10 protein-coding genes and 4 pseudogenes are annotated in these 14,799 nt (G+C 58.4%); 7 read left to right on the forward strand and 7 right to left on the reverse strand.

Annotation, left to right across the window (positions count from 1 at the left end; all coding sequences use genetic code 11):
- The first annotated feature begins 7 nt into the window (after positions 1 to 7).
- The 3 genes and pseudogenes from ACW9UO_RS17645 to ACW9UO_RS17655 all read left to right on the forward strand — a co-directional run.
- Entirely contained in the window at positions 8 to 1,633 is a 1,626-nt protein-coding gene (locus ACW9UO_RS17645; RefSeq protein ID WP_457088848.1) for an FAD-dependent oxidoreductase, read from the forward strand.
- A gap of 2 nt (positions 1,634 to 1,635) precedes the next feature.
- Positions 1,636 to 1,818 (forward strand): DUF2783 domain-containing protein, encoded by a 183-nt coding sequence (locus tag ACW9UO_RS17650; RefSeq protein ID WP_457088849.1) that lies wholly within the window; start codon positions 1,636 to 1,638, stop codon positions 1,816 to 1,818.
- Positions 1,819 to 1,943: 125 nt separating this feature from the next.
- Positions 1,944 to 2,081: pseudogene (locus ACW9UO_RS17655) on the forward strand (transposase); the annotation flags it as partial.
- Here the strand turns inward: ACW9UO_RS17655 and ACW9UO_RS17660 are convergent.
- The 7 genes and pseudogenes from ACW9UO_RS17660 to ACW9UO_RS17690 form a co-directional block, all read right to left on the reverse strand.
- Positions 2,079 to 2,366, reverse strand: a pseudogene (locus tag ACW9UO_RS17660) (transposase); the annotation flags it as partial. The pseudogenes ACW9UO_RS17655 and ACW9UO_RS17660 sit on opposite strands and share 3 nt — an antisense overlap.
- Before the next feature lie 105 nt (positions 2,367 to 2,471).
- Positions 2,472 to 3,236 carry an IS21-like element helper ATPase IstB gene (gene istB, locus ACW9UO_RS17665; protein WP_457085811.1) on the reverse strand — a complete coding sequence of 255 codons (765 nt, stop codon included), beginning with the start codon at positions 3,234 to 3,236 and terminating at the stop codon, positions 2,472 to 2,474.
- An 11-nt stretch (positions 3,237 to 3,247) separates the two neighbouring features.
- Positions 3,248 to 4,777, reverse strand: coding sequence for an IS21 family transposase (gene istA, locus ACW9UO_RS17670; protein WP_457088850.1), 1,530 nt, complete (start codon positions 4,775 to 4,777; stop codon positions 3,248 to 3,250).
- A gap of 170 nt (positions 4,778 to 4,947) precedes the next feature.
- A pseudogene (locus ACW9UO_RS17675) lies at positions 4,948 to 5,280 on the reverse strand (helix-turn-helix domain-containing protein); the annotation flags it as partial.
- A gap of 108 nt (positions 5,281 to 5,388) precedes the next feature.
- Positions 5,389 to 6,421 (reverse strand): annotated as a pseudogene (locus ACW9UO_RS17680) (IS30 family transposase).
- A gap of 214 nt (positions 6,422 to 6,635) precedes the next feature.
- Complete coding sequence (locus tag ACW9UO_RS17685; RefSeq protein ID WP_457087457.1) at positions 6,636 to 6,905, reverse strand: hypothetical protein; 270 nt, start codon at positions 6,903 to 6,905, stop codon at positions 6,636 to 6,638.
- Positions 6,906 to 6,921: 16 nt separating this feature from the next.
- On the reverse strand, positions 6,922 to 8,307 hold the full coding sequence (locus tag ACW9UO_RS17690) for an ISNCY family transposase (protein ID WP_457088851.1): 1,386 nt from the start codon (positions 8,305 to 8,307) through the stop codon (positions 6,922 to 6,924).
- Positions 8,308 to 8,571: 264 nt separating this feature from the next.
- Here ACW9UO_RS17690 and ACW9UO_RS17695 point away from each other — a divergent pair, with 264 nt between their 5' ends.
- The 4 genes from ACW9UO_RS17695 to ACW9UO_RS17710 all read left to right on the forward strand — a co-directional run bounded on the left by ACW9UO_RS17695 (position 8,572) and on the right by ACW9UO_RS17710 (position 14,772).
- Positions 8,572 to 8,781, forward strand: coding sequence for a hypothetical protein (locus ACW9UO_RS17695; protein ID WP_457088852.1), 210 nt, complete (start codon positions 8,572 to 8,574; stop codon positions 8,779 to 8,781).
- Positions 8,782 to 8,871: 90 nt separating this feature from the next.
- Positions 8,872 to 10,026: a M20 aminoacylase family protein gene (locus tag ACW9UO_RS17700; protein WP_457088853.1), complete on the forward strand. Its 1,155-nt coding sequence runs from the start codon at positions 8,872 to 8,874 to the stop codon at positions 10,024 to 10,026.
- Positions 9,986 to 10,930, forward strand: coding sequence for an IclR family transcriptional regulator (locus tag ACW9UO_RS17705; RefSeq protein ID WP_457088854.1), 945 nt, complete (start codon positions 9,986 to 9,988; stop codon positions 10,928 to 10,930). The genes ACW9UO_RS17700 and ACW9UO_RS17705 overlap by 41 nt, the downstream gene beginning before the upstream one ends.
- The gene (locus tag ACW9UO_RS17710; protein WP_457088855.1) at positions 10,927 to 14,772 is read left to right on the forward strand and encodes a hydantoinase B/oxoprolinase family protein; all 3,846 of its coding nucleotides are present in this window, start codon (positions 10,927 to 10,929) and stop codon (positions 14,770 to 14,772) included. The genes ACW9UO_RS17705 and ACW9UO_RS17710 overlap by 4 nt, the downstream gene beginning before the upstream one ends.
- The last annotated feature ends 27 nt before the right edge of the window (positions 14,773 to 14,799 follow it).

Here is a 14,799-nt window from a genome sequence, read left to right on the forward strand (position 1 = left end):
ACAATACATGGTCGACGTTCGTTACGACATCGCATTCAAACTGTACCCTTACGCCAAGGTTGCAGATCAGGACTTGAAACCCAAGCGACACCCCGTGGTGATCATTGGGGGCGGGCCAATTGGTATGGCAACTGCCCTTGATCTCGGTCGCAAGGGAACGCCAGTGTTGGTGCTGGATGACCACGAAGGGGTCGGGCAGGGCAGTCGCGCGATTTGTTTCGCCAAACGCACGCTTGAGATTTGCGACCGCCTTGGCGCGGCTGAAGCCATGGTCGACAAGGGTGTCGTCTGGAACGTCGGCAAAGTGTTTCATGGCGATGAGCGGGTGTTTGAATTCAACCTGTCGCCCGAAGATGGGCACAAAGCGCCAGCGTTCATCAACCTCCAGCAGCCCTATTTTGAAAAGTTCCTCGTGGATACAATCCGTGAGGCACAGGCCGAGGGCGCACCGATTGAAATTCGCGGGCAGAACGTGGTGACAGGTATTACGCAACACGACGATTATGTGGTGTTGGAGCTCGACACCCCAGATGGCCCATACCAAGTTGAGGCGGACTGGCTGGTCGCCTGCGATGGTGCGCGTTCCCCGTCGCGGGACATGTTGGGCCTTAGCTTTGATGGGCGGGTGTTCGAGGATAACTTCCTGATCGCCGACGTCAAAATGAAGGCTGATTTCCCGACGGAGCGCTGGTTCTGGTTTGAGCCGCCGTTCAAAGACAGCGGCGCGTCGGCCTTGTTGCACAAACAACCCGACGATATCTGGCGGATCGACTTTCAGCTTGGCTGGGACATTGATCGCGCCAAGGAATTGAAGCCAGAAAACATTCGCGCCCGCGTCGATGCTATGTTGGGCGAGGGAGCTGAATACGAGCTGGAATGGACGTCAATCTATACATTCCAATGCCGACGCATGGAAAAATTCCGCTATGGAAATGTGCTGTTCGCTGGTGACAGCGCGCACCAAGTGTCGCCATTTGGCGCACGAGGCGCGAACTCGGGTGTTCAGGATGCCGACAATTTGGCGTGGAAACTTGATCTTGTGATCAAAGAGCTTGCGCCAGACAGCCTGCTCGACAGCTATTCAGAAGAACGTGTGCATGGGGCGGATGAAAATATCTTGAACTCCACGCGCGCGACGGACTTCCTTACGCCCAAAAGCGAGATCAGCAAGATTTTCCGCAATGCGGTCCTTGAACTGGCGCAAAAACACGCCTTCGCGCGGCCTTTGGTGAATTCGGGCCGCCTGTCGGTGCCTTGCGTGTATGACGGGTTATTTTTGAACGGGCCTGATGAATTGAACGGCCCAACGCGCAGCCGTGTCGGGGCCACTTGCGCCGATGCGCCGTTGAAGGCCGGGTTCTTGCTCGATGGTTTGGGCGATGATTTTACTGTCTTGGCGATCAATGCCATGCCACCAGCGATAACGGATGTAGATGGAATTTCGGTTCGTACAATCCAACTGGATACAAACCGCGATGACCCGACCGGGGCAATTGCTGCACGATATCTGGGGGACGAACCCTGTGGTGTTTATCTGATCCGGCCAGATCAGCATGTTGTGGCACGTTGGGCAACCGCCAACGTCACGGACATCCAAGCGGGCGTACGAATTGCAACAGGAAGAGGACAGTAATTATGGAACTCAATCTTGACGCTAACATCACCGATCCAGACGGGTTCTACGATGAATTGCTCGGTGCACATGAAGAGCTGAGCAAAGAGGAAAGCGATGCGTTCAATGCTCGGCTGATCCTAATTTTGGCTAACCATGTTGGCGACCGCGCAGTTTTGAGCACAGCGCTAGAAGCGGCAAAGTGAAGCAACTTTTGACGGCAATGTCGGGCACATTGCCGTCAAACTGACTGCGATTATAAGACATGACCTGCTCCCCTGAAAAGTCCGGTGTTTTGAGTTAGCCTGTTCTCCAACTGAGGTGACAGACGATGAAGAGAAGCCGTTTCAGCGAAGAACAAATAATCGGGATACTGAAGGAGCATAAGGCGGGGCTTGGTGCGAAGGAGTTGTGCCGTAAGCACGGGGTCAGCGACGCGCCTTTTTACAAGTGGCGATTACCCCTGGGCTCCGGCGCTGTCCGGCTTCCATGGCCTGACGTTGCGGCGGGGCGTAATGATTGCTGCCGCACCGCGCTCGGCGACGGCCTCGTGGAAGGCGCGCGTGTCGTAGGCACCGTCGGCTGTAACGGTGGCGATCTCCTGATCCGGCGGGATCTGGGCAAGACGGTCCGGGATGACCTTCAGGGTGAGGCAGGCCTGAATTGCAGCGTCGCTATAGGCCTGTTGACGTCCGCGACGGCCCGACGGAATGGCTTCCCACCGCATCGAGGGATCGAACCAGACGGTCAGCGTGCGCATTCCGACGCATTCGGTCGGCTGTTCCGACAACATCCGGTCAGTCATTCCGGGGTATCCGGTCACTTGAGGATCGTCGCCGCGAAGGCATGGTTTTTGATGTCAGGCCGTGGGGCCTTCGTCAACTTTTTCTGTGGCACCTGTCGAGCGGCGCATTGAATGGCCGTCCAGTTCGAGGCGATAGGCGTTATGGACCAAGCGGTCGAGTATGGCATCGGCGAACGTGGGTTCGTCGATGACGTCGTGCCAGGCTGCGACCGGGAGTTGGCTGGTGATCAGGATCGAGCCGCGTCCATGGCGGTCCTCGACGATCTCCATGAGATCGCGACGCTGACCGGCGGTCAGGCGGTCCGGCCCCCAGTCGTCGAGAATGAGCAGGTCTGCCTTTACCAGCGATCGGAAAAGGCGTGGAAAGCGTCCGTCGCCATGGCCCAAGTCGAGATCGGCGAACAGGCGTGGCAGCCGCTGGTAGATGACGGTGAGGTTGTCGCGGCAGGCTCTCTGGCCCAGGGCGCAGGCAAGCCAGGTCTTCCCGACCCCGCAGGGGCCGGTGATCATCAGGTTGCGGGCGTCTTTGATCCAGCGTCCGGTAGCGAGTTGCTGGAACAATGCCCGGTCCAGTTTGCGCGGTGTGCGGAAGTCGACGTCTTCAATGGCTGCCCCGACGTGGCGCAGCTTTGCCGCTCGCATGCGGGTCTGGAACCGCCGGGTATTGCGGGTAGCGACCTCGCGGTCGACCAGTAGGCCAAGCCATTCGGCGTGGCTCAGGTCGGTGGTGGCATCTTGCGCCTGCAAGTCGACGAAAGCCTCGGCCATGCCGTCGAGCTTCATCTGTCGGAGCTGGTCCAAGGTGGGGTGGGTCAACATCGTTTGTCCTTTCAATGGAAGTAACCGGGGCCGCGGATATTGCCGTGCTGGATCGCGGGCCCGTCCGCGGCGGGTTCGGGCTGGTTGCGATGCAGGTTGTTCTTCAAGATCGAATTGACCGACGAATAGGACCGCGCCCCGATCGTGAGCGCCCGCTCGCAAGCCGCCTCCAGCGCCTCTGGGCCGTGTGGTTTGGCCAGGCGCATGATGCCGAGGCAGGAGCGGAAACCCTGCTCGGGGTGGCTGCGGTCGCGCAGGATCACTTCGACCAGCGTCGCGGTATTGGGCCCGATCTTCGCAGCCCAGTTCTTCAATCGTTGCGGCGACCATTCGGAGTAACGCCGATGGCTGGCTGGCATGTGATCGGCGATGGTGGTGTGCTTGCGATTGGAGGACGTTCTGGCGTGGGCGGCGACACGTTTGCCGTGGTGGAAAATCTCGACCGTCCGCGCAGTGAGCCGGACCCAGACCTTCTCCCGCAGCAGGCTGTGCGGGGCCGAGTAGTAATGCTTGTCCACCTCGACGTGATAATCGAGTCCGACAGTGCATTGCTTCCATTCAGAAAAAACGTAGGGGGCCGCGGGCAAGGACCGCAGTGCGGATCGCTCGACCTGATTGAACAGGGCCCTGCGGCTGGCACCAAGATGCCGGGTCACCCGATCATTGAGCTGGTCGAGGAGGCTGCGGATCGCCGCGTTCAGTTCCGCCAGCGAGAAGAACCGCTGGTTGCGCAGACGCGCTGCGATCCAGCGCTCTGCGATCTGAACTGCCACCTCGACCTTCGCCTTGTCCCTGGGTTTGTAGGGCCGTGCTGGCACGACAGCAGTGCCGTAATGCGCGGCCATGTCGGCGTAGGTCCGGTTCACTGCCGGTTCAAAAAAGCAGGCCTTGGTCACGCCGGACTTCAGGTTGTCGCATACCACCTGCGCCGGGACGCCGCCGAAGTAGCTGAAAGCTCGGCAGTGCGCGCCGATCCAGTCTGACAGGCTCTGGCTCCAGCTTGCCTCGGCATAGGTCAGGTTCGAGGCCCCGAGTGCGGCCACGAACAACTGCGCCTGACGAACCTCGCCCGTGCCTGCGTCGATCACCTCCAGCGTGGTGCCCGCGTAGTCGACAAAAACCCGCTCCCCGGCGACATGGTGCTGGCGCATCACCGGCGTCAGACGCCCGTTCCAACGGCGATGCAGATCGCAGAACCGGCTGTATCCATAGCCTTCCGGATGAACGGCGCGGTATTCCTCCCACAGCAAGGACAGTGTCACGCCCGGGCGCTTGAGCTCGCGATGGATCGTCGGCCAATCCGGTTGCGCCTCGACAAGTCGGCTGGCGCCACCGATCGGTTGAAACAGCAGCGCTTCCAATGCGGCGTCCGTCATCTCCGCCGCAAGCGGCCATGTGAGCGCGGCCCGTTCAATCCGCTTCAGATACTCACTGGCCGTGCTTTGCCCGACGCCAAGGCTCGTCGCTATCTTCCGGGTCGATAATCCGCTGGCGTGAAGCCGCAGCGCTTCTCTGATCTTCCGCATCTTCAGTCTCTTCATGGGGCCGCCTGCTCTGTTTGAAAGAACAAGCGTAGCCCGCCACAGGACTGCCCGGCAGCGTCACAACCTCACCCCGAAAGGGTGACCGGATACCCCGGAATCGGTGACCGGATCAGATTGGAATGGGTGACCGGATCAAATCGGAATCCCCGACCGGATCACCCCGGAATGCGCAGCGTCTCGCGTGACACCTTGAACCCGTGATGTTCCGCCAGCATCTCAGCGGCCAGTGTCGGCCCGAAATCCGGGTAACTCTCCTTGATCAGCGACAGCGCGTACTCTCGCTTAGCTTTATGGATCAGGTTGTTTGGGGGCTTCCCACGCGCCCTGTGTCGGATCGCCGCCGCACCATCTTGGCGATAACGCTTCAGCAATCTGAAAACCTGACGACACGTCAAATCCAACATGTTTGCCGCGTTGTCGACGCTAAGCCGACCATCATCGACCTGCGCTAAAACTTCCACACGGTTCAACTCGCGTTCGCTCATCATCACCCATCCCATGTCCGATCTCCCGTTGCTCACTTGAACAAGAGAGTGACATTCCTGAATTGCACAGGGGTGACATTATCGCTTTGCTTGGATTCTCAAGGGTCGTTGCGACGGTTTCCGCTATCTCAGTTTCATCAGTTCTTCTCTGAAGGCTTCGGTCGGTGTCCGCCATCCCAGACACTTTCTGGGCGTGCCGTTCAAGCGGTCACAAATCGACTTCATGTCTCGATTTGAGAGGGCAGCCAGAGGCGCATCTCTGGGCAGGTAGCGCCTCGCTCGCTTGTTCAAATTCTCTACAGAACCCTTTTGCCACGGCGCTTGCGGATCGCAGAACCAAGCCTCGGTGCCAATCCCAGGCTTCAACTTGCGCCAGTTCCTAAACTCGATCCCACGATCGAATGTGATGGATTTACGCGCCGGTTGGGGCAGGGGTTCCATCACGCCCATCAAGCGGTTCATCAGATGCGTCGTGCTGCGGTCGTTGTTGCGGAACAGCACGGCAAAACGGGTCTTGCGCTCGACCAGCGAAGCGACGTTCATCTTGCCCTGAGCACGCTCGAAGATCATCAGATCACCCTCCCACTCGCCGAATGTCTCACGGGTGTTAACGTAGTCAGGCCGTTCATGGATGGAGCGATCCGGCGGGAACACAAGGCCACGGGGCCTGCGTGAATGGTGCGGTCGCCGTTTCTTGCGTCGATTGGGCAGATAGCGAGCAAGGTCTCTGGACTGGCCATCGGGGCCGTAAATGTAGGCGTAGATCGTCTCGTGGCTTACACGCACGGCTTGGCTTTCAAACTGAAGTCGACCAGCAATCTGTTCGGGAGACCCGCAGACCGGCAGACGTTTGCAAAGCAAACGCCGAGAGGGGGCCTTCTTTGAGCTGCATGATGACCGCCTTGCGCAATTCAGTCAGCCGCACCAGCTTACGCCGACGCGCACGTCTCTGCGTCGCTGATCGCTGCGCGACCATGCCATAATACCCGTCTATTTCAGGTTGATCGTCAAAGCGCACAAAGTTGCGTTTGATCTCGCGATATACCGTCGAAACATGCCTGCCGATCTCTGTTGCAATTTCTCGAACAGCAACAGTCGCATTCAACATATCCTCAATCGTGCGCCGTTCACGTAGGTTTAGCTCTCTATGCGCCATCTTTCATTCTCCTTGCTTTCCAGCAAGATAGGGGAAAATTCGCAACCCAGTTTAGAATGTGCCGCGGTTACACTGTGTGTGTGTGTGTGTGTAAACGCGATTCAGAAATGTCACTGGCTGCGCAAAGCAGGAATGACACTTTGGGCGCTGACGGTAGCAAAGCCTGACAGGGCGTAGACCTCAGATATCGGAGACCTGGCTGGCTTTGCAGGGGTCAGTGCAAGAGCTGCCGTTTCTCTTTTCTGGTGAGGAACGCGGCCAAGCCTTCTTCGTGCAAGGTCTTCTCGAATTGCTGCCAAGCGAGGCCGTCCGCGATGAATGGATCGTCGAAGACAGTGGATGTGCCGAACTCATTTATGACTTCCAGAATCCAGCCAGGGTCGATGTCGCTCTTGTAGATATCGATTGTCAGGAAGTGCCCGTCTATTTCGATATCGGCGCACAGATCGGACATGATGATCTCAGGTTCTTCTTCAGCATTCATAGCTCCAATCTTGAGCCTATTCTGCGGCCTGTACAATCGTCTTTTTGTTCCGCGCCCCTGACGGCCGACCCGGCGTTTTACCACTCGGCTTATAGCCCATCTTCTCAGAATTTGTCCTGACCGGGTATTTTGGTGGTGCCTTATCTTGCATCTCTTTGATGTGTTCCAGCACGGCACCAAGGCGCTTGTTGTCGGTGATAGCGGCATGAGTGACGCGCTGATCCATATCGAAGATCTTATAGGGCAGGGATTGGCCTTTTGAACGCACTTCGAACCGCCCATCCACGAAAGCATAGGTGTCCACGTATTTGCCGACCAAGCCGCGTGTGACATCACTTTCTTCAAGCATGATCCGTTTGCGGTCATAGGAAAACGTCAGCTGCCTGCCGACGTACCTGTACTCGCGCCAGCACAGTACTTCATCGAGCCGATCAGGTTCGACATTGAGAGTGCGGTGCAGGTTGTCAGGCTTGGCCGGTGCTTTGGCGAATTGCGCGTTGAAACGTTCTTTGAAGCCTCGCAAATAGGCGTTTCCAGCCTCCATGTCCGAGATGCTTGCCAGCCGCAATTCCTTCACCAGCCGATCTTGCAACGTCCGGTTTGCCCGTTCGACGCGGCCCTTGGCCTGAGAGCTGTTCGCGCAGAGAATCTCAACGTTCAACGCGTTCAGTGCACGCCCAAACTGGGTCATACCCGCACCAGCCTTCGCGTCTTTCTTGGCCACGCGGAACACCGTGTGCTTGTCGCTGTAGAAGGCGACCGGGCGGCCATGTGCAAGCAGGTAGCTTTCCAGCGCTTCGAAATAGCTGAACGTGCTCTCCGACTTTACAAACCGCAGTTCCATCAACGTGCTGGTGGCATCGTCCGTTGCCCGGCAGGCGGTTGCGCAGCAAACTCTGAGAGGGATGAAGACGAGCAGGGTGCAGGGGCCCGCACGATCTTCAAACCATCTGTGATCTGAGCCATCAATTTGGATCAGTTCGCCCATACATTCCCGTCGCAATCTGGGTTGATGAAACCTGCGCCGCTGCTTGCGCGAGAGCCAGATGCCGTCGTCCTGCATCCATTTGCGCAGCGTCTCGCGTGACACCTTGAACCCGTGATGTTCCGCCAGCATCTCAGCGGCCAGTGTCGGCCCGAAATCCGGGTAACTCTCCTTGATCAGCGACAGCGCGTACTCTCGCTTAGCTTTATGGATCAGGTTGTTTGGGGGCTTCCCACGCGCCTTGTGTCGGATCGCCGCCGCACCATCTTGGCGATAACGCTTCAGCAATCTGAAAACCTGACGACACGTCAAATCCAACATGTTTGCCGCGTTGTCGACGCTAAGCCGACCATCATCGACCTGCGCTAAAACTTCCACACGGTTCAACTCGCGTTCGCTCATCATCACCCATCCCATGTCCGATCTCCCGTTGCTCACTTGAACAAGAGAGTGACATTCCTGAATTGCACAGGGGTGACATTATCGCTTTGCGGTTACATTATGCTTCCGCAGAATCAGGGTTATGTATATAATGGTATTCTTTTCTCTGTTATCTGAGCAGTCATCCTCGCCAGCGAGTTACAGGCGCAAACGACGCTGATTCCTCTGGTCTTTACCGCTGCCGGGACCGCTGCTTCCCGCACTGGGGCTCTTACAGAGACCGGCGGCGGCGGCTTCGTGATGAACACGATCATGAATTTGCAATCCGGGCTGACCTTCTTCACGATGCTGCTCGCATTGGTTAAAGGGGTGTTGCGGCTGGGCGGCGAATTACGGGGTCATAGCCGTGGGCTGTCGAAATTGACGCTTCGCACGAATCCAAGACATCGCTTTGGTGACTGTGCCGAGCGACAGGGCATATGGCAACGCGCAAGCCACTCACCAGAGTAACAGGCTCGGCCGCCTGCGAAATTCACTCCCCTTTCTAACCTGACGTGGTGAGGGTACTCCTCGAAACAACCCGTACAATAGGATCTAATCATGCCCGCCTTAGACCAGATCATCGCCTTTCAAGACGCGTTGACCGCCATTCGCCGCGACTTTCACGCCCATCCCGAAATCGGGTTCGAAGAGTTTCGCACCTCATCCCGCGTCGCCGAGTTGTTGGAGGGTTGGGGCATCGAGGTCACGCGACAGGTAGGAAAAACCGGAGTGGTTGGGGTGCTCAATGGCGCGCGTGCCGGTCGCTCCATCGGTCTGCGCGCGGATATGGATGCGCTGCCGATGGAGGAGCGAACCAACCTGCCGTATGCCTCGCAGAACGAAGGTGTGTTTCATGGATGTGGTCATGATGGCCATATGACAATGTTGCTCGGTGCAGCGCGCTATCTCGCGGAAAATCGTGATTTTTCCGGCCGCGTCGTGTTTATATTCCAACCCGCAGAAGAGGGTTTGGGTGGCGCGCGCGCGATGCTTGCTGATGGGCTATTTGACCGGTTTCCCTGTGACGAACTCTATGGCATGCACAATTCGCCCTATAGCAGCCATTCCAGCCTCTCGATCCGCCCGGGCAAAGCGCAGGCCGGAGCAAGCTTCTTTGATATCGAAATTCTTGGCCAAGGAAGCCATGGTGCGATGCCACAGGCGAGCCGTGATCCGGTGGTGATCGGCGCCGGGTTGGTAAAGGCATTTCAGGAAATCGTGTCACGTAATATGGACCCGACCCACCCGGCTGTGGTTTCTGTCACGCAGTTCAACGCAGGATCCGCCTATAACGTCATCCCGGAAAGCGCTGTCTTGCGTGGCACATTCAGGTTCTTTGACGATGCCGATGGTGCGCTCATCGAAACGCGGATGCGCAAAATCTGCGCAGGCTTTGCACTGGCACACGAGGTCACCATCGACGTCGATATTCGCAACATCTTCAGCGTCCTGTCAAACAACCCGCAAAGGGTGGATGACCTTATCGAAGTTGCGCAAGAGATTGTTGGAGACCAGGCAAAACCGGATGCCCCGCTCACGATGGGGTCCGAAGACATGGCGGACCTTCTCAACGTCGTGCCCGGCGCCTTCTTCAATTTAGGGCATCACGGTGAAGTGCCGTTGCACAATCCGGGTTTTATTTTTGACGATACAATCTTGCCCGTCGGCGCAAGTGTTCTGGCGCGCCTTGTTGAACGCCGAGGCGCTGCCTAAACTTTCAACGACACCTCCCCTAAATCTTCATAATTCCGAACCGCACCTGCAAACGGCGCGGTTTTTTGTTGACCGAATCAGGTTCCGCCCGTCAAGTTGCTTTATATGGATCTATGGTTCCATAAAATGGAACAACGGAGGTGTCGTGTCGATTCTGCAAAACGCTGCTGCTGTCCTCAGGCTTTACTCTGCTGACTGTTTGGAGCTGACAGTGACGGATGTGGTCCGCCGTTTGGACATGCCGAAAGCCAACGCCTCTCGTTTGATGAAGGCGATGCGCGATACCGGCATGCTGAGCACAATCGGCGATACGATGCGCCATCGCCCGGGGACAGTCATGCTTGATCTCGCCGCAATTTTCCGGCGCTCGTCCCGCCTGATTGCGCGCGCAAGCGATGCCGTCTCAACTCTCTCGACCCAGTTCGGGCACACAGGCTATATCTCTATTCTTGATCGCCAGGAGGTCACGGCGGTTGCTGACTTCCCGGGCACCAACGCGCTGCGTGTCGTCTCGAACATTGGCCGCCGGCTGTCGGCGCATCAAAGTGCCACGGGGCGGTCAATACTCGCGCGCATGTCGGACGATAAGGTGGCAGCGCTGTATGACGGACAGCCGCCAACCGGCTGTTTGCCCTCTCAATTGGCGATGATACGGCAGAACGGTTTTGCCACGTCCTCGCAGGAAAGCACCGCTGGCGTGGATGCAATCGCGGTCGCCGTAGGCGATCCCGCGACCCACGAAATCCTCAGCCTATGCATCGTGTACCCTCACGGCACCGTCAATGACGACGACCGCAAACAGATGCTTACCGCGCTCGCAAGAGCGGCGGGTGAAATCGCGGCGGACTTTGGCGATAGCGCCTTTGTCGCCCCCAAATTCGAACATAAGGACAACTCGGCATGACTTTATCGCAAAATCGTTGGCGCGTCGGCTTTGACATCGGTGGCACCTTCACTGACTTTGTACTTTACGACGCCCAAACCGCCAGTGTCACACTGCACAAACGTCTGACCACGCCGCACGATCCCTCAGAGGCCGCGCTTCTTGGCCTTGCCGAACTGTTGGAATTGCGCGGTATCAGCCACGGCGATGTCTCTGAGATTGTACATGGCACCACCTTGGTGACCAATGCCGTCATCGAACGCAAAGGCGCGCCTGTCGGCCTTATCACGACAACGGGTTTCCGTGATCTGCTCGAGATGGGCACCGAGCAGCGCTACGATATTTACGATCTTTTCGTTTCATTCCCCGACCCGATGGTCAGCCGCGATTTGCGGATGGAGGTCGCGGAGCGGATGAATGCCGCGGGCGAGGTTGTTACGGCGCTTGATGAAGGTGCTGTTCTTAGCGCCGCGCGTCAGCTTGTTGACGCCGGGTGCGAAGCGATCGCGATCACCTTCCTGCATGCCTACGCCAACCCGACCCATGAACAGCGTGCCGCCGCGTTGATCAGAGCCGAATATCCCGAGATTTCGATCTCCATTTCTTCTGAAGTGGTCGCGGAAATGGGCGAGTACCAGCGGATCGTAACGACCTGCGCTAATGCATTTGTCCAACCGCTTATGCATCGGTATCTGACCAAGCTGGAGCAGCATTTGCGCGGTGTCGGATTTTCCGGTCCGCTGCGATTGATGCATTCTGCAGGTGGTCTGGTGTCTTTGGAGACAGCGCGCGATTTCCCGATACGTCTGCTGGAAAGCGGCCCTGCGGGCGGCGGTTTGGCGACGGCACTCTTCGGAGAGGCAGCTGGGCTGTCGGATGTGATCTCTTTCGATATGGGTGGCACAACGGCCAAAGCCTGCATGATCGAAAACGGGCGCGCCGAAGTCGCGCCGATGATGGAAGCTGCCCGCGTTCACCGCTTTACGAAGGGCTCCGGCTTGCCGATCAAAGCCCCCGTGATCGAAATGATCGAGATTGGCGCAGGTGGGGGGTCCATCGCGGCGATTGACGAGGTCGGGCTCTTGAAGGTCGGGCCGCATTCGGCGGGATCGGATCCCGGCCCTGCCTGCTATGGGATGGGCGGTTTGGAGCCTACGGTGACAGACGCAAATCTCGCACTTGGCTACTATGATCCCGGCTTCTTTCTTGGCGGGCGTATGACCTTGGACCTTGAAGCCGCACAAACCGCGATTGCGCGTGTTGGCAGCCGTCTGAGTCTCAGCGTGCCGCAAACAGCGCTCGGCATTCACAAGGTTGTGGTCGAGAGCATGGCGGCTGCAGCCCGCGTTCACCTTGTCGAGCGCGGCAAGGACCCGCGCGAATATTCGATGGTCGGCTTCGGCGGCGCTGGCCCCGCGCATGCGGTCGATGTGGCGCGGGCGATGGGGATTACTTCGGTTCTGATCCCGCCCGCCTCCGGCGCGGCGTCGGCCGTTGGGTTTCTGGCAGCACCTTTATCATTCGATGGCGTGCGGTCGCGCCGTGTTGAGCTCGCGCCCGGGTTTGACGCCGAGGCCATTAACACCCTGCTGGCGGATCTGGAGGCCGAGGGTCTTCACCATTTAACCCGCGCGGGCATTGCGACAGATCAGGCCGTGATCGAGCGTACCGCCGATATGCGCCTTGTCGGGCAGATGCATGATATCTCGGTTCCGCTACCACTGGGGCGTTTGGATGAAAGCAATCTGCCAGCGATCAGGGCCGCTTTTGTCAGCGCCTATTCGACCCGTTATGCCGAACCCTTTGAAGGTGCGCGGTTCGAAGCCGTAACCTTCCGCGTGCGTGTGGCTGGACCCACGCCAAAGCTGGCTTTGACCGGCGCAACCGGGGGCGGCGACAGCGCCGATCGGCTAAAAGGCCATCGTCAATGCTGGTTCGACGAAGGCGAATTCGAAACCGCCGTTTACGACCGCTATGCCTTGCAGGCGGGCGATGAGATTTCCGGTCCGGCCATCATCGAAGAACGCGAGTCGACGACTGTGATCGGTCCGAATGACCATGTCAGCATTGACGCGGGGTTGAACCTTTGCGTCCGGGTGGGCGCAGTCGTGGCCGCCGAGGCGTTGATCCCCGAAAACATGAGCCGCGCCCAAGCGGTTGCCAGAATTGAAGATGATCCGATCGGACTTGAGATCATGTGGTCGCGCCTGGTGAACGTGGTCGAGGAAATGTGGCTGACGGTGTGCCGGACCGCATTCTCGCTGGTCATCGCAGAGGCGCAGGACTTTGCGTGCGAACTGCTCGACAAGGATGGCGAGACACTGGCGCATAGCCCGCGTGCCATGCCGGTGTTCAACCTCACGCTGCCGCGTGCGGTCAAGGCGCTGCTCGAGGCCTATCCTGCGGACACCTTGAAGCCTGGCGACGTCTTGATCACCAACGATCCGTGGCTTTGTGCCGGGCACCTGTTTGATATCGCCATTGTGACGCCGGCGTTCAGCAACGGCAAACTCGTGGGCTTAATGGGCACGGTCGGCCATGTCTCTGACATTGGCGGCACCAAAGACAGCCTGCATGCGCGTGAGATCTATGAAGAAGGCCTACAAATTCCGCCGATGAAGCTGTTCGAGGCGGGCACACCAAACGAAACATTGGTGCGGATGATCCAGCAGAACGTTCGCAACGGCGAACAGGTTCTGGGCGATATCTATTCCTTCGTCGCAGCAAATGCCTTGGGGGCGGAGCGACTGGACGCCTTCATGCGCGACTACGGGCTGCACGACCTCGGCGCCCTTGCAGAGGTTGTACAGGGACTTTCGGAAAAAGCGATGCGGGACGCGATCCGTGCAATACCGGACGGCGACTATCACTCGAAGATCACCAATAACCCGCTCGGCGAGATCATCGAATATCCGGTGCTGGTCCAAGTGGAAGGTGATGCAATCACGGTGGATTTTGACGGTGTGCCGCCGCAGTTGCCACAGGGTGGTTTGAACTCCACCCTCAACTACACGGCAGCCCATGCGACCTATCCGCTCAAGTGCATGTTGACGCCAACGGTGCGCGGCAATGCCGGGTGTTACCGCCCCTTCACGGTCAAGGCACCTGAAGGGTCCATTCTGAACCCGACCTATCCTGCCGCGGTGAACTTGCGGACCCGGACCGGCTGGTATCTGGCGCCGAATATTTTCGGAGCACTGGCAGGTGCTGCGCGCGACAAGGTCCAAAGCTTTACCGGTCTTGCCGTCGCCGCAAATATCTATGGCCAGGACCCGTCAGGACAGTTCTACTCCGACATGCTGTTTTGTGGCGGCGGACAAGGCGGATCGGACCGGGGCGACGGTCACTCCTCTCTGCTCTGGCCAACCTCTGCGGCCAATACCTCCATCGAATTGATGGAAAGCCGTGTGCCGGTTCTGGTGATGGAAAAAGCCTATGTTCCCGACAGCGGCGGAGCCGGCAAAACCCGTGGTGGTCTGGCGCAGCGCATCTTGTTCCGCAAACGCGATGATGATGGCATCGAAATGCTGGTCTCTGTTTATCCCGAGGGGGTCGACAACCCGATTGACGGTTTCTTTGGCGGCCTGCCCGGACTTGGTGCGCGGGGCCGGATTGTCTCGGCATCAGGCGACGAGTTGCATGATTGCGGCACAGGTGAGCTTGTCTCGCTCTTCAGCCAAAACGAGGTTGTCGAACTGATATTGGGCGGCGGATCGGGATTTGGTGATCCAGCCGAGCGCGCGCCCGCCGCCGTGACCCGCGATTTACAGCTTGGACTGATCACCCCAGACCACGCGGCGCGCCATTATTCACATTCGCCATCTTCCACCGCAACTCAGGCCAGAAGCAAAGTGCCTGCCTGACCCAAAACGACGGGGGGCCAGAAAGTT

This window comes from Marinovum sedimenti, assembly GCF_054052205.1.

What these genes read in the sequence shown, in the direction of transcription:
- istA (WP_457088850.1), bottom strand. Translation starts at nt 4,777, where the DNA reads ATGAAGAGACTGAAGATGCGGAAGATCAGAGAAGCGCTGCGGCTTCAC.
- ACW9UO_RS17650 (WP_457088849.1), top strand. Translation starts at nt 1,636, where the DNA reads ATGGAACTCAATCTTGACGCTAACATCACCGATCCAGACGGGTTCTAC.
- ACW9UO_RS17695 (WP_457088852.1), top strand. Translation starts at nt 8,572, where the DNA reads ATGAACACGATCATGAATTTGCAATCCGGGCTGACCTTCTTCACGATG.
- istB (WP_457085811.1), bottom strand. Translation starts at nt 3,236, where the DNA reads ATGTTGACCCACCCCACCTTGGACCAGCTCCGACAGATGAAGCTCGAC.
- ACW9UO_RS17690 (WP_457088851.1), bottom strand. Translation starts at nt 8,307, where the DNA reads ATGGGATGGGTGATGATGAGCGAACGCGAGTTGAACCGTGTGGAAGTT.
- ACW9UO_RS17685 (WP_457087457.1), bottom strand. Translation starts at nt 6,905, where the DNA reads ATGAATGCTGAAGAAGAACCTGAGATCATCATGTCCGATCTGTGCGCC.
- ACW9UO_RS17700 (WP_457088853.1), top strand. Translation starts at nt 8,872, where the DNA reads ATGCCCGCCTTAGACCAGATCATCGCCTTTCAAGACGCGTTGACCGCC.
- ACW9UO_RS17710 (WP_457088855.1), top strand. Translation starts at nt 10,927, where the DNA reads ATGACTTTATCGCAAAATCGTTGGCGCGTCGGCTTTGACATCGGTGGC.
- ACW9UO_RS17645 (WP_457088848.1), top strand. Translation starts at nt 8, where the DNA reads ATGGTCGACGTTCGTTACGACATCGCATTCAAACTGTACCCTTACGCC.